Genomic DNA, 17,577 nt, shown 5'->3' with positions numbered 1-17,577 from the left:
GAGCCGCGCCATGACCCTTTTCACCCTGCTCGACCATGCCTCGGTGCTGATTTTTGCCCTGACCGGCGCGCTGGTTGCCAGCCGCGCGCAGCTGGACGTCGTGGGGTTCCTGTTTTTCGCCTGCCTGACGGCGGTGGGGGGCGGCACGCTGCGCGACGTGTTACTGGACCGCAACCCGGTCTTCTGGATCGCCAATCCGGCCTATCTGGGCGTGGCGAGTGCCGCGGCGCTGGTGGTGTTCTTCACCGCCCACAGATTCGAAAGCCGCTACCGTGTGCTGCTGTGGCTCGATGCCTGTGCGCTGGCCGTGGCCGTGGCGGCGGGGTCGGGCGTGGCGCAGGCGCTGGGCCACCCCGCGCCGGTGGTGGTGGTCATGGGCATGATCACCGGCTGCATGGGCGGGCTGATGCGCGACGTGGTGTCGAACGAGGTGCCGCTGATCCTCAAGCAAGGCGAGCTTTATGTGACCTGCGCCTTTGCGGGCTCTGCCGCGACGGTCCTGGCCGCACAGGTGACGCCATCGCCGGGTTTGGCCGCCATTGGCTGTGCGCTCGTGACTTTTGGCCTGCGCGCGGGGTCGCTGGCATTCGGCTGGCGCCTGCCGGTCTACAAATCCCGTCCGCCGCGCTAGGCGCTATTGCAGATCGGCAAAGGCGCTTTGCAGCCGCTCCCCGGCTTCGACCACCCGGGCGCGGTTGGTGGCCAGGTTGAAGCGCAGGAAGGTTTCACCGCCCGCGCCGAAGGCGGGGCCGGGGCTGGGACAGACCCGCGCCTCCTTGTAGACCCGGGCCGAGAATTCGTCGTAGCTCATCCCGGTGCCGGAGAAATCCACCCAGGCCAGGTAGGTGCCTTGCAATGGCAGCGACCGAACGCCGGGGATGGCATGAACGGCGGCATCGAAGGCGGCGCAGTTGTCAGCAAGATAGGCGACCTGCGCATCGACCCAGTCGGCGCCTGCGGGGCAATAGGCCGCTTCGATCATCATCATGCCCATGGTGCAGGGCTGATAATCCAGCGTCTTGAGCCGGTCCTGCATCGCCTTGCGGCGCACGGGGTCGGGGATGATCATGTTGCCGGTGCGCAGCCCGGCAATGTTGAACGTCTTGGATGCGGCGGTGAGGATCACCATGCGGTCGGTCGCATCGGGCGCGGCCACGTCCATCGGCACGAAATCGGCGCCGGGATAGACCAGATCGTGATGGATCTCGTCGCTGACCAGCAGCAGATCGTTTCGTTCAGCGAATTCGGCCACCGCGCGCAGCTCGTCCGCTGTCCAGACCCGTCCCGAAGGGTTCTGCGGCGAACACCAGAGCAGCAGCCTCTCATCGCCCTTGAGCCGCGATTGCGCGTCGTCGAGGTCGAGCACGTAGGTGTCGCCGTCGCGTTTCAGCGGACATTCGGTCAGGCGGCGGCCGGTCTTGGCGATCTTGTTGGCAAATTCGTGATAGACCGGGTTGAAGGTCACCACGCCTTCGCCCGGTGCGCTCCAGACATCTATGCAGAGCGCGATGGCGTTGCCCAACCCTTGGCAGGACAGGATCCAGTCGGTGTCGATCTGCCAGCCATGCCGGTTCGACATCCACCACTGCACCGCCTGCTTGTAGCCTGCGTATTCAGGCATGTAGCCAAAGACACCGTGATCCGCCGCTCGGCGCACGGCCTCGGTCACGCAAGGCGCGGTGGCATAGTCGCTGTCGGCGGTCCACATTGCCAGCCCGTCCTCGGGCGAGACGCCGAAAAGCGGCTCCATCATGTCCCACTTGCTGGAACCGGTGTTGCGGCGGTCGATCGGGGTGTCGAAGTCGAAGGTCATGCGGATGCCTTTGGTTTGTGTTGCGCCAGACGCTAGCGTCTGACGCGCCAAGCGCAAGTGCAGGCGCTGGCATATTGCGCGACGCGGGCGGTTGTCCTACATGGTCGCCATGAAACGCCCGATCATCCTGCACCCCGACGCCCGTCTCAAGAAAGTCTGCGATCCGGTCCCGGATCTGTCGGACGAATTGCGCGCGCTGGCGGATGACATGCTGGAAACCATGTACGACGCGCCGGGCATCGGGCTGGCGGCACCGCAGGTCGGTGTGATGAGCCGCCTTGTGGTGCTTGATTGCGTCAAGGGCGAAGGCGAAGCGCCGCGCCCGCTGGTGATGTTCAACCCGGTGGTGCTGGATACCTCTGCGGAGCGGTCGGTCTACGAGGAAGGGTGCCTGTCGATCCCCGACCAATATGCCGATGTCGAACGCCCCGCCGAGGTGCGCGTGGGCTGGATCGACCGCGACGGGACCCCGCAGGAAGAGGACTTCTCGGGACTTTGGGCGACCTGCGTCCAGCACGAGATCGACCATCTGGATGGCAAGCTTTTCATCGACTACCTCAAGCCGCTGAAACGCCAGCTGATCACCCGGAAGATGGTCAAGCTCAAGCGTGAACGAGCCCGGGTATGAGCCTGCGCGAGATCCGGCGCTGGCCCGATCCGGTGCTGGCAAAGGTCTGCGCGCCGGTTGAGGATGTGGCGGCGGTGCGAACGCTCGTCGACGACATGTTCGACACGATGTATGCCGCCCCGGGCCGGGGGCTTGCCGCGCCGCAGGTCGGCGTGCTGCTGCGGGTGTTCGTCATGGATGTGGGTTGGAAAGAGGGTGCCAAGACGCCGCTGGCCTGTATCAATCCGCGGATCGTCACGGCGTCTGAAAGCCTGCATACCGGCGACGAAGGCTGCCTGTCGATCCCCGGGGTCATGGCCCCGGTCACACGCCCCGACTCGGTCCGACTGGCCTATACGGACATGGATGGGACGGCGCAGGTGGTCGATCTTGAGGGTTTTGCCGCGACCTGCGCGCAGCATGAGATGGATCATCTGGACGGCATCGTGACCTTTGACCGGCTGGATGCGGCGGCCCGCGCGGCGCTGCTGGCGGAATACGAGGCGCAGGCGTGACCGCCCGGCGCTGCATCCCCTGGCCCGACAAGCGCCTGCGAACGAGGGCCGCGCCGGTGGCCGAGATCACGCCCGAGATCTTGGCCCTTTGGGACGACATGATCGACACGATGGAGGCGATGCCGGGCGTCGGCCTTGCCGCGCCGCAGATCGGCGAGATGCTGCGGCTGGCGGTGGTCGATGCCAGCATCGAACGCGGGCAGGCGGTGCGCATGGCCAACCCGGAAATCCTGCACGCCAGTGTCGAATTGCGCGCTCACGAGGAAGGCAGCCCCAACCTGCCCGGGGTCTGGGCGACGGTGAAACGTCCCCGGGCCGTCACGGTGCGGTATCTTGACGAGACAGGCGCGGTGCAGGAGCGTGATTTCGTTGGTCTTTGGGCCACGTCCGTCCAGCACCAGATCGACCACCTGGAGGGGCGGATGTATTTCGACCGGCTGAGCAAGGTCAAACGGGACATGCTGTTGCGCCGGGCGCGCAAGGGGTGAGCCCGCGATGCGGGCTGCGAGAGACCAGTCTCTCGCGCTCTCTGAGGTTATTGGAAACCGAAGAAGCAGGAACGAGGTGCAGATGCGGGTGATCTTCATGGGAACGCCGGAATTTTCCGTGCCGGTGCTGGAGGCGCTGGCGCCGGCGGGGCATGAGATCCGCGCGGTCTATTGCCAGCCGCCGCGCCCCGCGGGGCGCGGCAAGAAGGACCGCCCGACGCCGGTTCATCAGCGCGCGGTGCAGATGGGATTGCCGGTGCGGCATCCGGTTTCGCTGAAATCCGCGGAGGAGCAGGCGGCGTTCGCCGAACTGCAGGCCGATGTGGCGGTGGTGGTGGCCTATGGTCTGATCCTGCCGCAACCGGTGCTGGACGCGCCGCGGCTGGGATGTCTGAACATCCATGCCTCGCTCTTGCCGCGCTGGCGCGGGGCGGCGCCCATTCACCGCGCGATCCTCGCGGGTGACGCGCGCACCGGGATCTGCATCATGCAGATGGAGGCGGGGCTGGACACCGGCCCGGTGCTGCTGCGCCGCGAGACCGAGATCGGCGCAGAAGAGACGACAGGAGCGCTGCATGACCGGCTGAGTGCCCTGGGGGCCGAGACGGTGGTGCAGGCCCTGGCCGGGATCGACACGCTGACGCCTGTCCTGCAGCCCGACGATGGCGTGACCTATGCCGCCAAGATCGAAAAGGCCGAGGCGGCTGTGGACTGGACGCGCCCGGCGGTCGAGGTGGACCGGCAGATCAGGGGGCTGTCGCCCTTTCCCGGAGCTTGGAGCATGATCGACGGCGAGCGGGTCAAGCTGCTGGGATCACGGCTTGCCAGCGGCGAAGGCGCGCCCGGTTTGGTGCTTGATGATGCGCTGACCATTGCCTGCGGCGACGGCGCGGTGCAGGTCACCCGCGCGCAGCGGGCGGGCAAGGGGGCGCAGCCTGCGGACGTGTTCCTGCGCGGCATGCCGGTGCCGGCGGGCACCGTGATCGGAGCATAGGCCATGTTTCCTGTCATGATCGGCACCATCGTCATCGCCGGGGTCGTCGGATATCTGTCCGAACGCACCGGGTTCACCCGCAACGGTGTGCTGCAAAGCATCATCATCTGCATCGGCGGGGCGTTTCTTGCCTATTTCGTCCGGCTGATGTTCGGGATAGGCTTCGGCTCACCGGGGCTGAATGCCATCGCGTCCTCTATCGGGGCGCTGATCATCGTGCCCACCCACTGGCGGCGGCGCTGAGGCCGCGGGAAGGTTCGCAATACCCATTCTCTGGCTTGTCATCGTCGGGGCCGCGGCGGGGTTCCTTGCCACGCGGCTGATGCGGATCGAGGCGGGGATCGTCCAGACCGTGCTGCTGGGCATGGCCGGGGCGCTGATCGGTGGGCTGATCCTGCGTTTCATCCTGACGGTCGGAAGCCTTGTGGGCGGCCTGGTCGGCGCGGTTCTGGGGGCGATGCTGCTGATCTGGCTGTGGCAAAGGATGCGCGGCGGCTGACCCTGTGCGCTGTCGCGCGGGGCCTGCGCGCTGCCCGCGAATTGCCCCTTCGGCCTTGTGATCTACCTTTTTGACAACAAAAGGAGATGGATCATGGGCCTACTGGTTGACGGCGAATGGCACGACAAGGGGTACGACACCGAGTCGAACGGCGGAAAATTCGAACGCGGCACGTCGGACTTTCGCAACTGGATCACTGCGGATGGCAGCGCCGGTCCCTCGGGGGAGGGCGGGTTCAAGGCCGAATCCGGGCGCTATCACCTCTACGTGAGCTATGCCTGTCCCTGGGCGCACCGGGCGCTGGTCTTTCGCGCGCTCAAGGGGCTTGAGGACCACATCGACGTGTCGGTCGTGCACCCCGACATGCTGAGCGACGGCTGGACCTTCGATCAGGAGTTCGACGGCGCGACCGGAGACAAGCTCTATGGTCTTCCCTTTGCGCGCGACATCTACCTCAAAGCCGATCCGAAGGTGTCGGGCCGCGTGACCGTGCCGATCCTTTGGGACAAGGAGCGCGAAACCATCGTCTCCAACGAATCCTCCGAAGTGATCCGGATGTTCAACTCCGCCTTCGACAACATCACCGGCAACACCGACGATTACTGGCCCGAGGCACTGCGCGACGCCATCGAGCCGGTGAACGCCCGGATCTACGACACCGTCAACAACGGCGTCTACAAATCCGGCTTTGCGACCTCGCAATCTGCCTACGACGAGGCGGTCGAGCCGCTGTTCGAGACGCTGGACTGGCTGGAGGACCGGCTGGGATCGTCGCGTTACCTCATGGGCGACCGCATTACAGAAGCGGACTGGCGGCTTTTCACCACGCTCATCCGGTTCGACAAGGTCTATCACGGGCATTTCAAATGCAACCGCCGCCGGATCGTCGATTATCCGAACCTCTGGGCTTATACGCGCGAGCTTTATCAATGGCCGGGGGTGAAGGAGACGGTGCATTTCGACCATATCATGCGGCACTATCACTACAGCCATGCGGACATCAATCCGCACCGGATCATCCCGGTCGGGCCGGACCTTGACCTTGAGGCGCCGCATGGGCGCGACGGGCTGATGGCGGCCTAGGTCGGGCTGCCGACGGCGTCCTTAACCTGGTCACCTGCGCCATAGTGTTCGACCATCGCCGCCAGATCGGCGGGCGGCGTGGCCGACGGCACGAAGGCGCAGGCATTGGCGCAGTGGCGAAAGATCGACCCGTCCGAGAAAAAGCTGGTGTTGGTCACGAAGATCACCCGCGTGGCGGGGTGACGGAAGCTGGCATAATCAGCGACCGCGAGGGCCGAGCCGCCGTCGATGACAAGATCGAGGATGATGACCTGGTAGGCGGTGTCCTGCAGGTGGGCGATGGCGCTGTCCTGCTCCCCGGCCAGCGTCACATCGGCCCCGAATCGCTCTAGATGGCGCGCCCACACCTTGCCGAGTTCGGCCCGGCTTTCGACAATCAAGACACGCATCCCACATACTCCTCGCCCACGTCATCCCGGCGACACAGGCAAGCATACCACGATGACGCGATCGCTGTAGGCAAAAACGCAGGCCATTCGACAGGTCTGCGAACGAAAGGTAAACGCCGGCGGGATCATGCCAACCTGGCGGGCCCGGTGTTGCTTGCCGGTGGGGCGCAGGCTGCTAGGGTGCGGTTCTGAATTTCCGTGAAAGGATGACCATGCGCCCGACCTTCCTGCCCTTCGTGCTGAGTGCCACGATGCTGACCCCGGTGGCCGCCTTGTCGCAGGATTGCGGCGGCAGTTTCGGCAGTTTTATCGATGCCCTGACGCAAGAGGCGGTGGCGCGCGGCACCGATCAGGACACCGCACGCAGCTTTTTCGCGGGCGTGCAGCAGGATCAGGCGGTACTGCGCGCGGATCGCAGCCAAGGGATTTTCCAATCCGGCTTTATCGAGTTTTCGCGCAAGCTGATCAGCCAGAACCGGATCGACCGCGGCCGCGCCAAGGCGCAGGAGTGGGACAGCGTGTTTGACCGAATCGAGGCCGAATACGGCATCTCACGCGGAGTTCTTCTGGCGTTTTGGGCGTTCGAGACCGATTACGGCAGCTTTCAGGGCGATTTCAACACCCGCAACGCGCTGGTGACGCTGGCGCATGATTGCCGCCGACCCGAGCTGTTCCGCCCGCAGATCTTTGCCGCGATCGAGCTTTACGAGCGTGGCGATTTCGACCCTCAGACCACCACCGGTGCCTGGGCGGGCGAGATCGGCATGGTGCAGATGCTGCCGCGCGATATCCTTGAGAACGGCACCGACGGCGATGGCGACGGGCACGTGCGGCTCAAGACCTCGGCCCCCGATGCGCTGCTGTCGGGCGCAAAGATATTGTCCGAACTGGGCTGGCGTCCGAACGAGCCGTGGTTGCAGGAGGTGACGCTGCCCGACGATATGGATTGGTACCAGACCGGGCTCGAGACGATCAAACCGGTTTCGGACTGGCAGGCGATGGGCGTGACGGCGCGCGAGGGTTCGCTGACCCAGGGGCTTGAGGCGTCGGTGCTGCTGCCCCAGGGGCGCGGCGGACCGGCGTTCATCGCCTATCCGAATTTCCGGGTCTATTTTGAGTGGAATCAAAGCTTTACCTATGTCCTGACCGCCGCCTACTTTGCCAATCGGCTGGAGGGCGGGCAAATCTACGACGCGGGTAATCCCGCGCCGGGGCTGGACGGCGACGCGATGAAAGAGCTTCAGCGCAAGCTGGCCGCGCGCGGCTACGACGTGGGCAAGATCGACGGTATCCTGGGTGCGGGCACCCGCGCGGCGGTGCGGGATGTGCAGCGGGAACTGGGCCTGCCTGCCGACGCCTGGCCCACGGCGGACCTGCTGTCGCGGCTCTGAGGCCTGTTTCAGGGCCGCACCGGGTAGCGCGCGCCTTTTGCGTCCAGCATGACCAGCCGATCGCCATCGCGGACGTAAAGATCGCAGCGCGAAAAGCCGTTGACGAACGCGATGCAGACCGTCCCGGCGTCTGACAGCGACCAGTATCCGTACGCTGTGCCGCCGTTGTCGGCATAGGTGTAGGTATAGCGTCCGTCGGTATAGAATTCAGCCTGACCGTCATCGTAGAAGGTGAGGGTATGGCCCGACAACCGCATCGCAAGCGCCTCGGGCGTGATCCGCTGGTCGCTGTCGCGCAGGTCAAATTCCTGCGCGAAAGCGGTGGCGGGCAAGAGCAGGGCAAGCAGGGCCAAGGCGCGCATCGCGGCTCCTTTCCCGGATCAGCCTATGCGCATCGCCGGACACGTGCCCATCACGTTGCCGCGAGCCGGATCAGGCCACCATCCTTTCGGCTTTCTTGAGGTCCACCGACACCAACTGGCTGACGCCCTGTTCCTGCATCGTGACGCCGAACAGCCGGTCCATCCGGCTCATGGTCACGGCATGGTGGGTGATGATCAGGAACCGCGTGTCGGTGCGGCGGCACATCTCGTCCAGCATGTCGCAGAACCGGGCGACGTTGGCATCGTCCAGCGGCGCGTCGACCTCGTCCAGCACGCAGATCGGGGCCGGGTTGGCAAGGAACACCGCAAAGATCAGCGCCATCGCGGTCAGCGTCTGTTCGCCCCCCGACAACAGCGACAGCGTCGACAGTTTCTTGCCCGGCGGCTGGCACAGGATTTCAAGCCCGGCCTCGAGCGGGTCGTCGGACTCGACCATCACGAGGTTCGCCTCCCCCCCGTTGAAAAGGTGGGTGAAGAGAAGGCGGAAATTGGAATTGACCTGTTCGAACGCCGTCAAAAGCCGTTCGCGCCCCTCACGGTTGAGCGATGCGATGCCGGCGCGCAGGGTCTTCACCGCCTCTTCGAGGTCGCTTTTTTCCGCCACCAGCGTGTCATGCTCTTCCTGAACCTCTTTCGCATCCTCCTCGGCGCGCAGGTTCACGGCGCCAAGCGCGTCACGCTGCCGCTTGAGCATGCCGACCTGCGATTCGATCTGATCGGAGGCGGGCATCTTCTCGGGGTCGGCATCCAGCCGTTCCAGCAGGGTCTGGGGGGTGGTTTCCTGTTCCTCGGCGATGCGTTCGGCGGCGGCGGCCACGGTTTCTGCCGCCGCTTCGGTGCGCGCCTCGGCGCGGGCCCGGGCCTCGCGCGCTTCGCCGGCGGCGCGTTCGGCCTCGCGTTCGGCATCGGTGGCCTGGCGCAGCGCGCCTTCGGCCTGGCTAAGCGCATCGGCGGCCTTGGTGCGGCGCGCTTCGGCGTCGGTGATCGCGGTGCCCAGTTCGGCACGCTTGGCGGCCAACTCGGCCGGGGCCGTCGCGGCCTCGGCCAGTTCTTCCTCGGTCGCGGTGCGCCGGTCCAGCAATTCGCCGCTGCGGGTCTTGGCAGTGTCCAGCCGGTGCCGCCAGCCGCTGAGGTCCTTTGTGACCTGCTGCGCGCGGGCAGTGCGCGCATCGCCTTCGCGGCGCAGTTCGTCATGGGCGGACCGGCGCGACATCATCATCATGCGCGCCGCCTCGACCGTCATCTTGATGTCCTCGACCTCGGCCCGGGCGGCGTCCAGATCGCCCAGGTCGGCCACGGCGCGTTCGGCTTCCTGCATCTGCTTGCGGGCTTCGGTGGCGTCATCCTCGTGCCGTTTCACGGCAAGGCCCAGGCTTTCCAGCTTGCCCTCGGCCATGTTGCGCTCCGCCTCGGCGCGGCTGACGGCGCGGGTGGCCTGCGTCAGCTCTGCATCCGCCTCGCGGCGGGCGTCGCGGGCGGATTTGTCGGCGCGCGTGAGTTCGGCCAGCCGTGCCGTCAGCGCGTCATGTGCGTCGCGCGCGCCGTCCATCCGTGCGGTTGCGCGCGCCATCTCCTGCTTGAGCGCCTCAAGACGGTTGAGCTGTTCCAGCCGCAGCGCGGCCGCTGACGGCGCATCCTCGGCCCAGGCGCGATAGCCGTCCCAGCGCCAAAGATCCCCCTCAAGGCTGACCAGCCGCTGACCGGGCTTCAGAAGCGGCTGCAGACGCGCCGCATCGTCAGCGTCGATAAGGCCAATCTGCGACATCCGCCGTTCCAGTACCTCGGGGACCGAGACATGGTGGTTGAGCCCCGTGACCCCAGGCGGCAGGGGCTGCGTCACGTCGTATGCAGGCAGCACGGCCCAGCCCGACGGGCCGTCGTCGTCAACCTGCGGCGCGCGCAGGTCATCTGCGAGCGCCGCCCCCAGCGCCTTTTCGAACCCCTGTTCGACCTGCAGCCGATCAAGGATTTGCCCGCCCTCGGCGGTGTCGCGTTCCAGCAGGCGGGCGAGCGCCGTGACCTCGGCCCGCAGGGCATTGGCCTCGCCCTCGGCCTCGGACCTTTCGGCGCGGGCATCGGCTTCGCGCGACTGGGTTTCGGCGCGCGCGGTTTCCGCATCGGCCAGCAGCTTTTCGGCACGGGTCGCCATGGCCTGCGCGGCGGTGGCCTTTTCCTCGGCCTCTGCCATCGCGGTTCCGGCCTGGGTCAGCGTCGCCTTGGCGGCGGTCACGGCGGCCTGGGCGCGGGCGGCTTCGGCCTCGGACCGTTCCAGGGTCTTTCGGGTGTCGCCCAGATAGCGATGCGCCGACTGGTGGCGGGCGGCCAAGCGCGCCATATCCTCGGTCAGCTGCGCGAGGTCGCCTTCGCGGTCCTGCAGGACGGAGGCGGCTTCGCGCGCGGCCTCTGCCGCTTCGGCCAGCCGGTCCTCGTGACCTTCGGCCGCCTTTGCAAGCTCGCGCTGTTCCCATTCCAGCCGCTCGATCGTTTCGCCCGCGTCGTGGTTGAGGCCGGTTTCCCGCTCGATGTCGCGGCTCAGCTGCTCGATCCGGTTCTTGAGCGTGCGGATCGTCTCTTCGGCGCGCTTTTCCTGATCGGCCAGGGTGTCGCGCTGTACGGTCAGGCGTTGCAGCACGGCGGCGGCAATCGCCTCTTCCTCTCGCAGCGGGGGGAGCTGAGCTTCGGCCTCTGTCCGGGTCTTTGCCGCGGCGCGGGCGGCGGTTTCGGCTTGCGCGGCCTCGGTCGTGCGGGTGCGCAGCTGCGCCTCGGCGGCGGCGCGCGCCTCATCGGCCTCGCGCCAGCGGCGGTAGAGCAGCATGCCCTCGGCGCGGCGCAGATCATCGCCGATCGCGCGGTAGCGCGCCGCCTGCCTGGCCTGCCGCGCAAGCGTCGACAGTTGTGCCGCCAGTTGCTCGATCACGTCATCGACGCGCAGCAGGTTCGCTTCGGTGTTCTTGAGCTTCAGCTCCGCCTCGTGACGGCGCTGATAAAGTCCGGAAATCCCCGCCGCCTCTTCCAGGATGCGGCGACGGCTTTTGGGTTTGGCATTGATCAGCTCGGCGATCTGCCCCTGCCGGACAAGTGCCGGCGAATGCGCCCCGGTCGAGGCATCGGCGAACAGCATCTGCACGTCGCGGGCGCGGGTGTCCTTGCCGTTGGCCTTGTAGCTCGACCCGATGTCGCGAGTGATGCGGCGTACGATATCCAGCTGGTCCTGATCGTTGAAACCGGCGGGCGCCAGCCGTTCGCTGTTGTCGATCTGTAGGCTGACCTCGGCAAAGTTGCGCGCCGGGCGCGATGCCGCCCCGGCAAAGATCACATCCTCCATCCCGCCGCCGCGCATCGCGGTGGGGCGGTTTTCGCCCATCACCCAGCGCAGCGCCTCGAGCAGGTTGGATTTGCCGCAGCCATTGGGCCCGACCACGCCGGTCAGCCCGTCGGCGATGATCAGGTCCGTGGGGTCCACGAAGCTTTTGAAACCGGTCAGCTTGAGTTTTGAAAAGCGCACCTGCGTCCGCCCCCTGATTCCCGCGTGATCCGTACTGTGCTGGCGGGGCGGGCCTTGAGTCAACGGCCTTGCGCTGCATCTGGTAAGGGTTCTTCGGTTATCCACAAGATATTGGCCCGGCGCGCCCTTGCATTCCGCTGACCTGCGGGCATTCTTGCGGGTGAAATCGCGAAAGGCCCGGCCATGCCCGTTACCATCACGCCCGCCTCTCCGCGCGATCCGGGGGTCACGCGGCTGCTGCGGCAAAGCCATGCGCTGATGCTGAGCATGTATGATCCGGGTGCCTGTCATTTTCTGGATATCGACGCGCTTTGTGCCCCGGGCATCACGCTCTATGCCGCCGAGGTTGATGGCCGGACGGTGGGCTGCGTCGCGCTGAAACGCGGCCCGGAGTATGGCGAAGTGAAGTCGTTCTTCGTCGATCCGGACGCACGCGGCCTTGGCGTGGGCCGGGCGCTGATCGCACATCTGGAGGCAGAGGCCCGTGCCGAGGGTCTGACCCTGCTGCGGCTCGAAACCGGGGTCGGGCTGGACGCGGCGCAGACGCTTTACCGGTCCTTCGGCTATGCCCAGACCGGGCCTTTCGGGGCCTACGAGGCGTCGCCGGTCAGTCTGTTTTACGAAAAGCGGCTTTGATCGCGCGCCGTCACAACCGGAAGCACTGGAATTCCAGTTCGACGAGACTGTCGAGGCGGTAGGCGCGGTCCACGTCGCAGCCGAAACGCGCCCGGCGCTTGGGCTTTTTCGGGGGCTTCGCGCCGTCGCAGCTAAGCCCGATCACCATCATCGCCTGATCGCCGCGCACCCAGGCCGCCCGGCAGCCGGTCATCCGCTGGGTCAGCAGCCCGGCCTTGCGGGCCACCACGCGAAAGCTGGGCATCGCTTCGGGGCTGACGCGCAGCACCTCGACCAACGGGCCGTTGCGGCGGATCAGAAAGCGGCTGCCGTCGTAGTCCTGCGCAACTGGGTCGATCCCGCGAAAGCCGGGGCCGCCGGTGTTGCAGGCGGTCAGCAGAAAGACCAGGGGGATCAGGCGCCAGAGCATGCCCCATCTGCCGCCAACGTGGTTAACAATCGGTTTACGGGGTGGCCTGCTACGCCGCAATGCCCCGCGCGGCGTTGATCCCGATCCAGGCAAAGAGCACCAGCGTTGTCAGGCCCAGCCTGCGCCGCGCCGCGCGATCCGCGTCGGATGTCAGCCAATCCCGCCAGCCGCGCAAGGAGTCGCCGACGCCCGGAAACATCTTCCCGGTCTGTCGCGCGGCGCGGCGCCGCAGCTCAAAGAGCACCGAAAACATCTGAAACGCCCAAGCGGCGAACAAGAGCCCGCCCAGCCCGAGGTAGATCATCTGCCCGACGGTCACAATCCGGCAGCCCTAGCGATCACCGGCCTGCTTTCCGAACAGCTTCATCCCGGTCCAGACGGCAGAGCCGCCGAAGAAAAGACCGGCAATCCCGATCACTTCGAACAGGGCGGGGCCCTGCGGGATGCCGCGAATGATCACCGCCGCCACGACCAGCGCCAGCCCGGCCAGGCTGAAGCAGAAGCGGAACCAGAGTTCGCCGCGTTGTGGATCATGGGGCATGTGACGGCGCCTTCTTGATGCTCGGAATTGCGCGAGTATAGGCGAAATCCGCGCCGATTTCTGCCCGGAAATTCTGGTGGGTGCGGATATCGGCCTAGAACTTGACCGTCACACCGGGCAGTTTCAGCGCAGCGATCAGGTCGCGCAGCTCCTGACGCGCGGCGATGTTGGAGATGTTGAGCTGCTTGACCCCCACATCCCGAAGGTCGAGCAGGGTCAGCCCGCGCGGGAACAGCTCGCGAAAGATCACGCGTTCGTTGAAACCGGGCGCGATGCGGAAACCGATGCGCTTGGACAGCCGGGTCAACGCCTTTTCCATCTTCATCTTGTTAACCATGTTCTGCGCGCCCAGCCGGTTGCGCAGCACGATCCAGTCGATGGGCTGCAGACCGGCCTGCGCGCGCAGCTGCCGCGCGTTCCAGACCATTTCCGAATAGACCGACGGGCCGCTGATCTTGTCGCCATCGGCATCGATCCGGGCCAGCAGGTCGAAATCCACGAAACTGTCATTCAGCGGCGTGATCAGCGTGTCGGCCAGGCTGTGCGCGACCTGGCTTAGCCGGGTGTGCGAGCCGGGGCAGTCGATCAGGATGAAATCCGAGGTGGATTCCAGCGCGGCGACCGCGGCGGACAGGCGATGGTCGTAGATGTTTTCGCCCGGTCCCAGCGCCGACTGGTCGATCTCGGGTAGTTCGATATAGGTGGGACTGGGCAGGTCCATGTTTTCGGAGGCGAGGAATTTCAACCGGTTGGCTGTGTAGCGCCCCATCGTCTTTTGCCGCAGGTCAAGGTCAAGACATCCCGTGCGGTGCCCCATCCGGGCCAGCGCCGTGGCGACGTGCATGGACACGGTGGATTTCCCCGCGCCACCCTTTTCGTTTCCGACAACGATGATGTGTGCCAACTGCGTCTACCCTTGCCTGCCGCCCACATGTTTGGCTGTGGTGCTTTGTTCCCCACAGTATCTGGTGCGCGCACCCATGGAAAGAGTGCTGAGCGCCCTCATCCGTCTTTGTGCCCCGGCTGCCGCAGATGCGCATCGCTCGTGCAGCGCTCGCGCCTGACCTGCTATCTTCACAAAAGTCGCAACCTGCGATAGACAATAATACGATTTGAACGGGATCATTATGAAATTTCTGCCTTTCCTCGCACTCCTGCTGACCGGTTGCGCCTCGGTCGGTTACAATACCGTCAAGACCGGCACCTTCACCGGGTCCGCCGTGGTCGTCTGGGTCGGGGCCGGGGACGAGAGCGTGCTTGGCGATGGCGAATTCCTCTATGTGCCGGTTAATGACCAGAGGCTGAGGTTCACCAGGCCGGTGGATGCCGATGCGCCCGGCGGCCCCCTGACCATCGAACCCGAAGCCTTCTATACCGACGGCGGATCGGTGCCGCGCGCCGTGCAGGCCTTGCGCGGTCTCAATGCCTGGGCATATGGCCCGGCCTACGTGATCCACGACTGGGTGTTCGTCGCCCGAAAATGCCTGAATGATGCCGATGAGAACGGACAGTTTATCGTCGACGGCAAGAACGTGATTACAGATGAGATGCGCAAGATCGCGGGGATGCGCTTTCGCGACAGCGCCGTGCTTATGGCAGAGACCATCAGGACGCTCGCGCAGGATTACGACATCGACGCGGACGCGTCGGGTGCGCTTGTCAGCGGCGTGACGGCGGGGCCGATTTCGCGCGGGCTCTGGAACGCGAGAGAGGAATGCGAGGGCCTTCAGGTCACCGATCCTGATCACCTTCGCATCATCGCCGATCTGCAGGGCCGCAATGTCGAGGCGCTCGCGCGGACGCTTGGCGATACGCGCAGCGAACGGATCACCGCATCGGGCGGACAGGAATATCGCGTGGTCGCGGCGTTCAACCTGGACCGCCCTGCCCGGTAACAACCGGAACCGAAAGCGGGGCCGCAGCCCCGGGAAGGCGGCAGCAACCGTCACCACGCGGCGCGTGCGACGCCTGACTCAGGGGGTCTTGGCGATATCGCAGACCAGCGCGGTCGCCGGGGCTTCGGTGCGGTTGTAGACCCAGTGCACGGTATCCTCGTTTTCCGGAAAGGTGCCCAACGTGTCGGATTCGAAGGTGGTTTCGCCCGAGGGTTGCCCTTCGACCCAGGCGCCGTCGATCACCGTGACGATCCCGGGCCGATCCTTGTGGCTGTGTTCAGCGATCTGGCCGCCCGGCGCGATCCTGATCGCACGCATGCGCATACTATAGCCTTCAAGGCCGACCGTCGTTTCCATGGTTTCGGGCGACAGTTCCGCCAGCATGTCCACGGACAGGCCCGCGTGTTCGGTCGGACCTGACATTTGCGCAAGGATCGGTCCGCCGACAAAGGCCGAAAGCCCCGCACAAAGCCCCAGGGCGAAGGTGGTCAGTGGCAGGCGGTAATGGGACAGTCTCATCGGAATCTCCTTTTTCGAAAGTGATTGATACCGGCAAGGCTATCCGTCATCCGCGTCGTCGCCGAATGCGCGTTTTTCATCCTTTGCTGCAGGAAATTCATCCCTTGCGGTGCAAGCCCCGGCGGCAACTTTTGTTTTGCGGAAGGGGCGTGATATACCTCGGCCAATGGTCAACGCGCGCGATTGCAGCGAGGTAAAGCCGGATTGGGACGAAGACTTCCTCCATTTGCCGCCGTCAGGGCGTTCGAAGCCGTCGCTCGGCACGTCAATGTCAAAGCGGCGGCGGATGAGTTGTGCCTCAGCCCCTCTGCCGTCAGCCACCAGATCCGCGCGCTCGAGGAGTATTTCGACACGGCGCTTTTCGAACGCCGTAGCAACCGCCTGTCGCTGACCCTGACGGGGCGGTCCTACGCGGGCAAGATGACCAGCCTCCTGGACGCGTTCGATGAATCCTCGCGCGCGATCCGCGAGGCTGGACGCCGTCCCTTTCGCGTGCTGTGCACGCCGGGCTTCGCCGCGCGGTGGCTGGTGCCCCGGCTGGATCGGCTGAGCTTTGGCGATCGCGTGCGGCTGCGCGTTTCTGACGGGGCGCCATCGCTCGACTTTGCTTCCAACGACTCCGATCTGGTGATCCAGTGGACCGATGTGCCGATAGCCGGTGTGGTTACTGAACCCCTGATGGAATCGGCGCGGTATCCGGTCATCAGCCCCGAACTGAAGGCCCGCGAGAGGGTGGAGCGGCCCGAGGATCTTTCGCGTCTGACCCTCATGCATGATGAAACCATGGATGCCTGGGATGCCTGGTTCCGAGCGGCTGACGTTGTGCCGCCAGCCCTTCCGCGCGGGCCCACTTTTCCAAACTGTGAACTGGCGACCACGGCAGCAGAACGCGGTCAGGGCGTATCGCTGGCCTACGATGCCATGGTGCGCGGCACCCTCGCGGAAGGTCGGCTTGAGCGGTTGTTCGATGCGGTGGTGGTGCCCTTCGTGATCTATTCGGTGGCCTATCCGCAGGCCCGCGCGCAGGACCCGATGATCCGTGAATTCTCGGACTGGATCCATGACGAGGTGGCGCGCGAAGGGGTGGCGCCTGCGCCGACCCGTTCGTCACATCAGGTCTGATCCCGGTGGTGTAAAACGAAAACGCCGCCCCGAGGGGGGCGGCGTTCTGATAATTGCGAAAGCTGCCGGCTCTTAGAAGCCCAGGCCTTCGTACTTCTTCTTGAACTTCGACACGCGACCGCCTGCGTCCATCAGGCGCGACGAACCACCGGTCCAGGCGGGGTGCACGGTGGGGTCGATGTCCAGCGTCAGCGTGTCGCCTTCCTTGCCCCAGGTGGTCTTGGTTTCGAAGGTGGTGCCGTCGGTCATCTTGACGGTCACGGTGTGATAATCGGGGTGAATGTCGTTTTTCATGACCCTGCTCCTTACGCTTCGGCGCCCTTGGGGGCCTTGTAGTTCGTGACTTCCGCGATCCGGGCCGATTTGCCGCGGCGCGAGCGCAGGTAGTACAGCTTGGCGCGGCGGACCTTGCCGCGGCGGACCACTTCGATGTTGTCGATGTTGGTCGAGTAGAGCGGGAACACCCGTTCCACGCCTTCGCCAAAGGAAATCTTGCGAACGGTGAACGACCCGGCAATGCCCTTGCCGTTGTTGCGTGCAATGCAGACGCCTTCGTAGTTCTGCACGCGGGTCCGGGTGCCTTCGGTCACCTTGTAGCCGACGCGGATGGTGTCGCCGGCCTTGAAGTCGGGAATGGTCTTCCCGAGGGAAGCGATCTGTTCCGCCTCCAGTTGTTCGATCAGGTTCATCTGATCATCTCCTAATGCTGCTTGCGGTTGGCCCGCAAAGTGTGTCGCGTCCTCAGAGCTCTTGGTCTTCTTCCGGGTCCGCTGCTGCGCCCGCCAGAG

The 17,577-nt window shown here is 65.5% G+C and carries 23 protein-coding genes; 12 read left to right on the top strand and 11 right to left on the bottom strand.

The genetic code is table 11. The annotated features are described in order from the left end of the window. The first annotated feature begins 10 nt into the window (after positions 1–10). Positions 11–631, top strand: coding sequence for a trimeric intracellular cation channel family protein (locus ACOXXX_RS14220; protein ID WP_422827259.1), 621 nt, complete (start codon positions 11–13; stop codon positions 629–631). Positions 632–634: 3 nt separating this feature from the next. On the opposite strand, the gene ACOXXX_RS14215 is transcribed toward ACOXXX_RS14220, so the two are convergent. Next, on the bottom strand, positions 635–1,813 hold the full coding sequence (locus tag ACOXXX_RS14215) for a MalY/PatB family protein (RefSeq protein WP_422827258.1): 1,179 nt from the start codon (positions 1,811–1,813) through the stop codon (positions 635–637). 109 nt (positions 1,814–1,922) lie between these two features. On the opposite strand from ACOXXX_RS14215, the gene def (ACOXXX_RS14210) reads away from it, so the two are divergent. The 7 genes from def (ACOXXX_RS14210) (at position 1,923) to ACOXXX_RS14180 (ending at position 5,999) form a co-directional block, all read left to right on the top strand. Further along, the gene (def, locus tag ACOXXX_RS14210) at positions 1,923–2,441 is read left to right on the top strand and encodes a peptide deformylase (protein ID WP_422827257.1); all 519 of its coding nucleotides are present in this window, start codon (positions 1,923–1,925) and stop codon (positions 2,439–2,441) included. After that, positions 2,438–2,935: a peptide deformylase gene (gene def / locus ACOXXX_RS14205; protein WP_422827256.1), complete on the top strand. Its 498-nt coding sequence runs from the start codon at positions 2,438–2,440 to the stop codon at positions 2,933–2,935. Before def (ACOXXX_RS14210) ends, def (ACOXXX_RS14205) begins: the two co-directional genes overlap by 4 nt. Then, on the top strand, positions 2,932–3,423 hold the full coding sequence (def, locus tag ACOXXX_RS14200; protein ID WP_422827255.1) for a peptide deformylase: 492 nt from the start codon (positions 2,932–2,934) through the stop codon (positions 3,421–3,423). The genes def (ACOXXX_RS14205) and def (ACOXXX_RS14200) overlap by 4 nt, the downstream gene beginning before the upstream one ends. A gap of 82 nt (positions 3,424–3,505) precedes the next feature. After that, positions 3,506–4,417 (top strand): methionyl-tRNA formyltransferase, encoded by a 912-nt coding sequence (gene fmt / locus ACOXXX_RS14195; protein WP_422827254.1) that lies wholly within the window; start codon positions 3,506–3,508, stop codon positions 4,415–4,417. Positions 4,418–4,420: 3 nt separating this feature from the next. Next, positions 4,421–4,660, top strand: a complete 240-nt coding sequence (locus ACOXXX_RS14190; protein ID WP_422827253.1) for a hypothetical protein — start codon at positions 4,421–4,423, stop codon at positions 4,658–4,660. Positions 4,661–4,679: 19 nt separating this feature from the next. Continuing rightward, positions 4,680–4,916, top strand: a complete 237-nt coding sequence (locus tag ACOXXX_RS14185; RefSeq protein ID WP_422827314.1) for a GlsB/YeaQ/YmgE family stress response membrane protein — start codon at positions 4,680–4,682, stop codon at positions 4,914–4,916. A 93-nt stretch (positions 4,917–5,009) separates the two neighbouring features. Then, positions 5,010–5,999, top strand: a complete 990-nt coding sequence (locus ACOXXX_RS14180) for a glutathione S-transferase family protein (RefSeq protein WP_422827252.1) — start codon at positions 5,010–5,012, stop codon at positions 5,997–5,999. Here ACOXXX_RS14180 and ACOXXX_RS14175 read toward each other — a convergent pair. Next, complete coding sequence (locus ACOXXX_RS14175) at positions 5,996–6,388, bottom strand: response regulator transcription factor (protein WP_422827251.1); 393 nt, start codon at positions 6,386–6,388, stop codon at positions 5,996–5,998. The genes ACOXXX_RS14180 and ACOXXX_RS14175 overlap by 4 nt on opposite strands. A 212-nt stretch (positions 6,389–6,600) precedes the next feature. Between ACOXXX_RS14175 and ACOXXX_RS14170 the strand changes: the two genes are divergently transcribed. Then, a complete protein-coding gene (locus tag ACOXXX_RS14170; protein WP_422827250.1) occupies positions 6,601–7,779 on the top strand; it encodes a lytic murein transglycosylase in 1,179 nt (392 codons plus the stop codon). An 8-nt stretch (positions 7,780–7,787) separates the two neighbouring features. Here ACOXXX_RS14170 and ACOXXX_RS14165 read toward each other — a convergent pair whose 3' ends face one another. After that, positions 7,788–8,141: a hypothetical protein gene (locus ACOXXX_RS14165; protein WP_422827249.1), complete on the bottom strand. Its 354-nt coding sequence runs from the start codon at positions 8,139–8,141 to the stop codon at positions 7,788–7,790. A gap of 70 nt (positions 8,142–8,211) precedes the next feature. Further along, positions 8,212–11,667 carry a chromosome segregation protein SMC gene (smc, locus tag ACOXXX_RS14160; RefSeq protein WP_422827248.1) on the bottom strand — a complete coding sequence of 1,152 codons (3,456 nt, stop codon included), beginning with the start codon at positions 11,665–11,667 and terminating at the stop codon, positions 8,212–8,214. Positions 11,668–11,850: 183 nt separating this feature from the next. Here smc and ACOXXX_RS14155 point away from each other — a divergent pair, with 183 nt between their 5' ends. Then, positions 11,851–12,303 (top strand): GNAT family N-acetyltransferase, encoded by a 453-nt coding sequence (locus ACOXXX_RS14155; protein ID WP_422827247.1) that lies wholly within the window; start codon positions 11,851–11,853, stop codon positions 12,301–12,303. Positions 12,304–12,313: 10 nt separating this feature from the next. Here the strand turns inward: ACOXXX_RS14155 and ACOXXX_RS14150 are convergent, their stop codons facing one another. The 4 genes from ACOXXX_RS14150 to ACOXXX_RS14135 all read right to left on the bottom strand — a co-directional run bounded on the left by ACOXXX_RS14150 (position 12,314) and on the right by ACOXXX_RS14135 (position 14,157). Continuing rightward, complete coding sequence (locus ACOXXX_RS14150) at positions 12,314–12,712, bottom strand: hypothetical protein (protein WP_422827246.1); 399 nt, start codon at positions 12,710–12,712, stop codon at positions 12,314–12,316. Between the two features lie 49 nt (positions 12,713–12,761). Next, the gene (locus ACOXXX_RS14145; RefSeq protein ID WP_422827245.1) at positions 12,762–13,031 is read right to left on the bottom strand and encodes a hypothetical protein; all 270 of its coding nucleotides are present in this window, start codon (positions 13,029–13,031) and stop codon (positions 12,762–12,764) included. Between the two features lie 12 nt (positions 13,032–13,043). Further along, complete coding sequence (locus ACOXXX_RS14140) at positions 13,044–13,253, bottom strand: hypothetical protein (RefSeq protein WP_422827244.1); 210 nt, start codon at positions 13,251–13,253, stop codon at positions 13,044–13,046. Between the two features lie 94 nt (positions 13,254–13,347). Beyond that, complete coding sequence (locus tag ACOXXX_RS14135) at positions 13,348–14,157, bottom strand: division plane positioning ATPase MipZ (protein WP_422827243.1); 810 nt, start codon at positions 14,155–14,157, stop codon at positions 13,348–13,350. 223 nt (positions 14,158–14,380) lie between these two features. Here ACOXXX_RS14135 and ACOXXX_RS14130 point away from each other — a divergent pair, with 223 nt between their 5' ends. Continuing rightward, entirely contained in the window at positions 14,381–15,148 is a 768-nt protein-coding gene (locus ACOXXX_RS14130) for a hypothetical protein (RefSeq protein WP_422827242.1), read from the top strand. Positions 15,149–15,226: 78 nt separating this feature from the next. On the opposite strand, the gene ACOXXX_RS14125 is transcribed toward ACOXXX_RS14130, so the two are convergent. Then, complete coding sequence (locus tag ACOXXX_RS14125) at positions 15,227–15,667, bottom strand: cupin domain-containing protein (RefSeq protein WP_422827241.1); 441 nt, start codon at positions 15,665–15,667, stop codon at positions 15,227–15,229. Positions 15,668–15,871: 204 nt separating this feature from the next. Here ACOXXX_RS14125 and ACOXXX_RS14120 point away from each other — a divergent pair, with 204 nt between their 5' ends. Then, positions 15,872–16,789 (top strand): LysR substrate-binding domain-containing protein, encoded by a 918-nt coding sequence (locus ACOXXX_RS14120; protein ID WP_422827240.1) that lies wholly within the window; start codon positions 15,872–15,874, stop codon positions 16,787–16,789. A gap of 72 nt (positions 16,790–16,861) precedes the next feature. Here the strand turns inward: ACOXXX_RS14120 and rpmE are convergent, their stop codons facing one another. Together rpmE and rplS are read right to left on the bottom strand one after the other, a co-directional pair. Continuing rightward, positions 16,862–17,083: a 50S ribosomal protein L31 gene (gene rpmE, locus ACOXXX_RS14115; RefSeq protein ID WP_422827239.1), complete on the bottom strand. Its 222-nt coding sequence runs from the start codon at positions 17,081–17,083 to the stop codon at positions 16,862–16,864. Positions 17,084–17,094: 11 nt separating this feature from the next. Continuing rightward, positions 17,095–17,478 (bottom strand): 50S ribosomal protein L19, encoded by a 384-nt coding sequence (gene rplS / locus ACOXXX_RS14110; protein WP_422827238.1) that lies wholly within the window; start codon positions 17,476–17,478, stop codon positions 17,095–17,097. Between the last annotated feature and the right edge of the window lie 99 nt (positions 17,479–17,577).

The organism is Thalassococcus sp. BH17M4-6, from assembly GCF_049323015.1.
Taxonomy (GTDB): Bacteria; Pseudomonadota; Alphaproteobacteria; order Rhodobacterales; family Rhodobacteraceae; genus Puniceibacterium.
This window is presented reverse-complemented; position numbering and strand designations above follow the sequence as displayed.

Bases quoted from the DNA above. Each gene is read 5' to 3' on its own strand.
- ACOXXX_RS14220 (WP_422827259.1), top strand. From the start codon at position 11: ATGACCCTTTTCACCCTGCTCGACCATGCCTCGGTGCTGATTTTTGCC.
- ACOXXX_RS14215 (WP_422827258.1), bottom strand. From the start codon at position 1,813: ATGACCTTCGACTTCGACACCCCGATCGACCGCCGCAACACCGGTTCC.
- def (WP_422827257.1), top strand. From the start codon at position 1,923: ATGAAACGCCCGATCATCCTGCACCCCGACGCCCGTCTCAAGAAAGTC.
- def (WP_422827256.1), top strand. From the start codon at position 2,438: ATGAGCCTGCGCGAGATCCGGCGCTGGCCCGATCCGGTGCTGGCAAAG.
- fmt (WP_422827254.1), top strand. From the start codon at position 3,506: ATGCGGGTGATCTTCATGGGAACGCCGGAATTTTCCGTGCCGGTGCTG.
- ACOXXX_RS14190 (WP_422827253.1), top strand. From the start codon at position 4,421: ATGTTTCCTGTCATGATCGGCACCATCGTCATCGCCGGGGTCGTCGGA.
- ACOXXX_RS14180 (WP_422827252.1), top strand. From the start codon at position 5,010: ATGGGCCTACTGGTTGACGGCGAATGGCACGACAAGGGGTACGACACC.
- ACOXXX_RS14175 (WP_422827251.1), bottom strand. From the start codon at position 6,388: ATGCGTGTCTTGATTGTCGAAAGCCGGGCCGAACTCGGCAAGGTGTGG.
- ACOXXX_RS14170 (WP_422827250.1), top strand. From the start codon at position 6,601: ATGCGCCCGACCTTCCTGCCCTTCGTGCTGAGTGCCACGATGCTGACC.
- ACOXXX_RS14165 (WP_422827249.1), bottom strand. From the start codon at position 8,141: ATGCGCGCCTTGGCCCTGCTTGCCCTGCTCTTGCCCGCCACCGCTTTC.
- ACOXXX_RS14155 (WP_422827247.1), top strand. From the start codon at position 11,851: ATGCCCGTTACCATCACGCCCGCCTCTCCGCGCGATCCGGGGGTCACG.
- ACOXXX_RS14150 (WP_422827246.1), bottom strand. From the start codon at position 12,712: ATGCTCTGGCGCCTGATCCCCCTGGTCTTTCTGCTGACCGCCTGCAAC.
- ACOXXX_RS14140 (WP_422827244.1), bottom strand. From the start codon at position 13,253: ATGCCCCATGATCCACAACGCGGCGAACTCTGGTTCCGCTTCTGCTTC.
- ACOXXX_RS14130 (WP_422827242.1), top strand. From the start codon at position 14,381: ATGAAATTTCTGCCTTTCCTCGCACTCCTGCTGACCGGTTGCGCCTCG.
- ACOXXX_RS14125 (WP_422827241.1), bottom strand. From the start codon at position 15,667: ATGAGACTGTCCCATTACCGCCTGCCACTGACCACCTTCGCCCTGGGG.
- rpmE (WP_422827239.1), bottom strand. From the start codon at position 17,083: ATGAAAAACGACATTCACCCCGATTATCACACCGTGACCGTCAAGATG.
- rplS (WP_422827238.1), bottom strand. From the start codon at position 17,478: ATGAACCTGATCGAACAACTGGAGGCGGAACAGATCGCTTCCCTCGGG.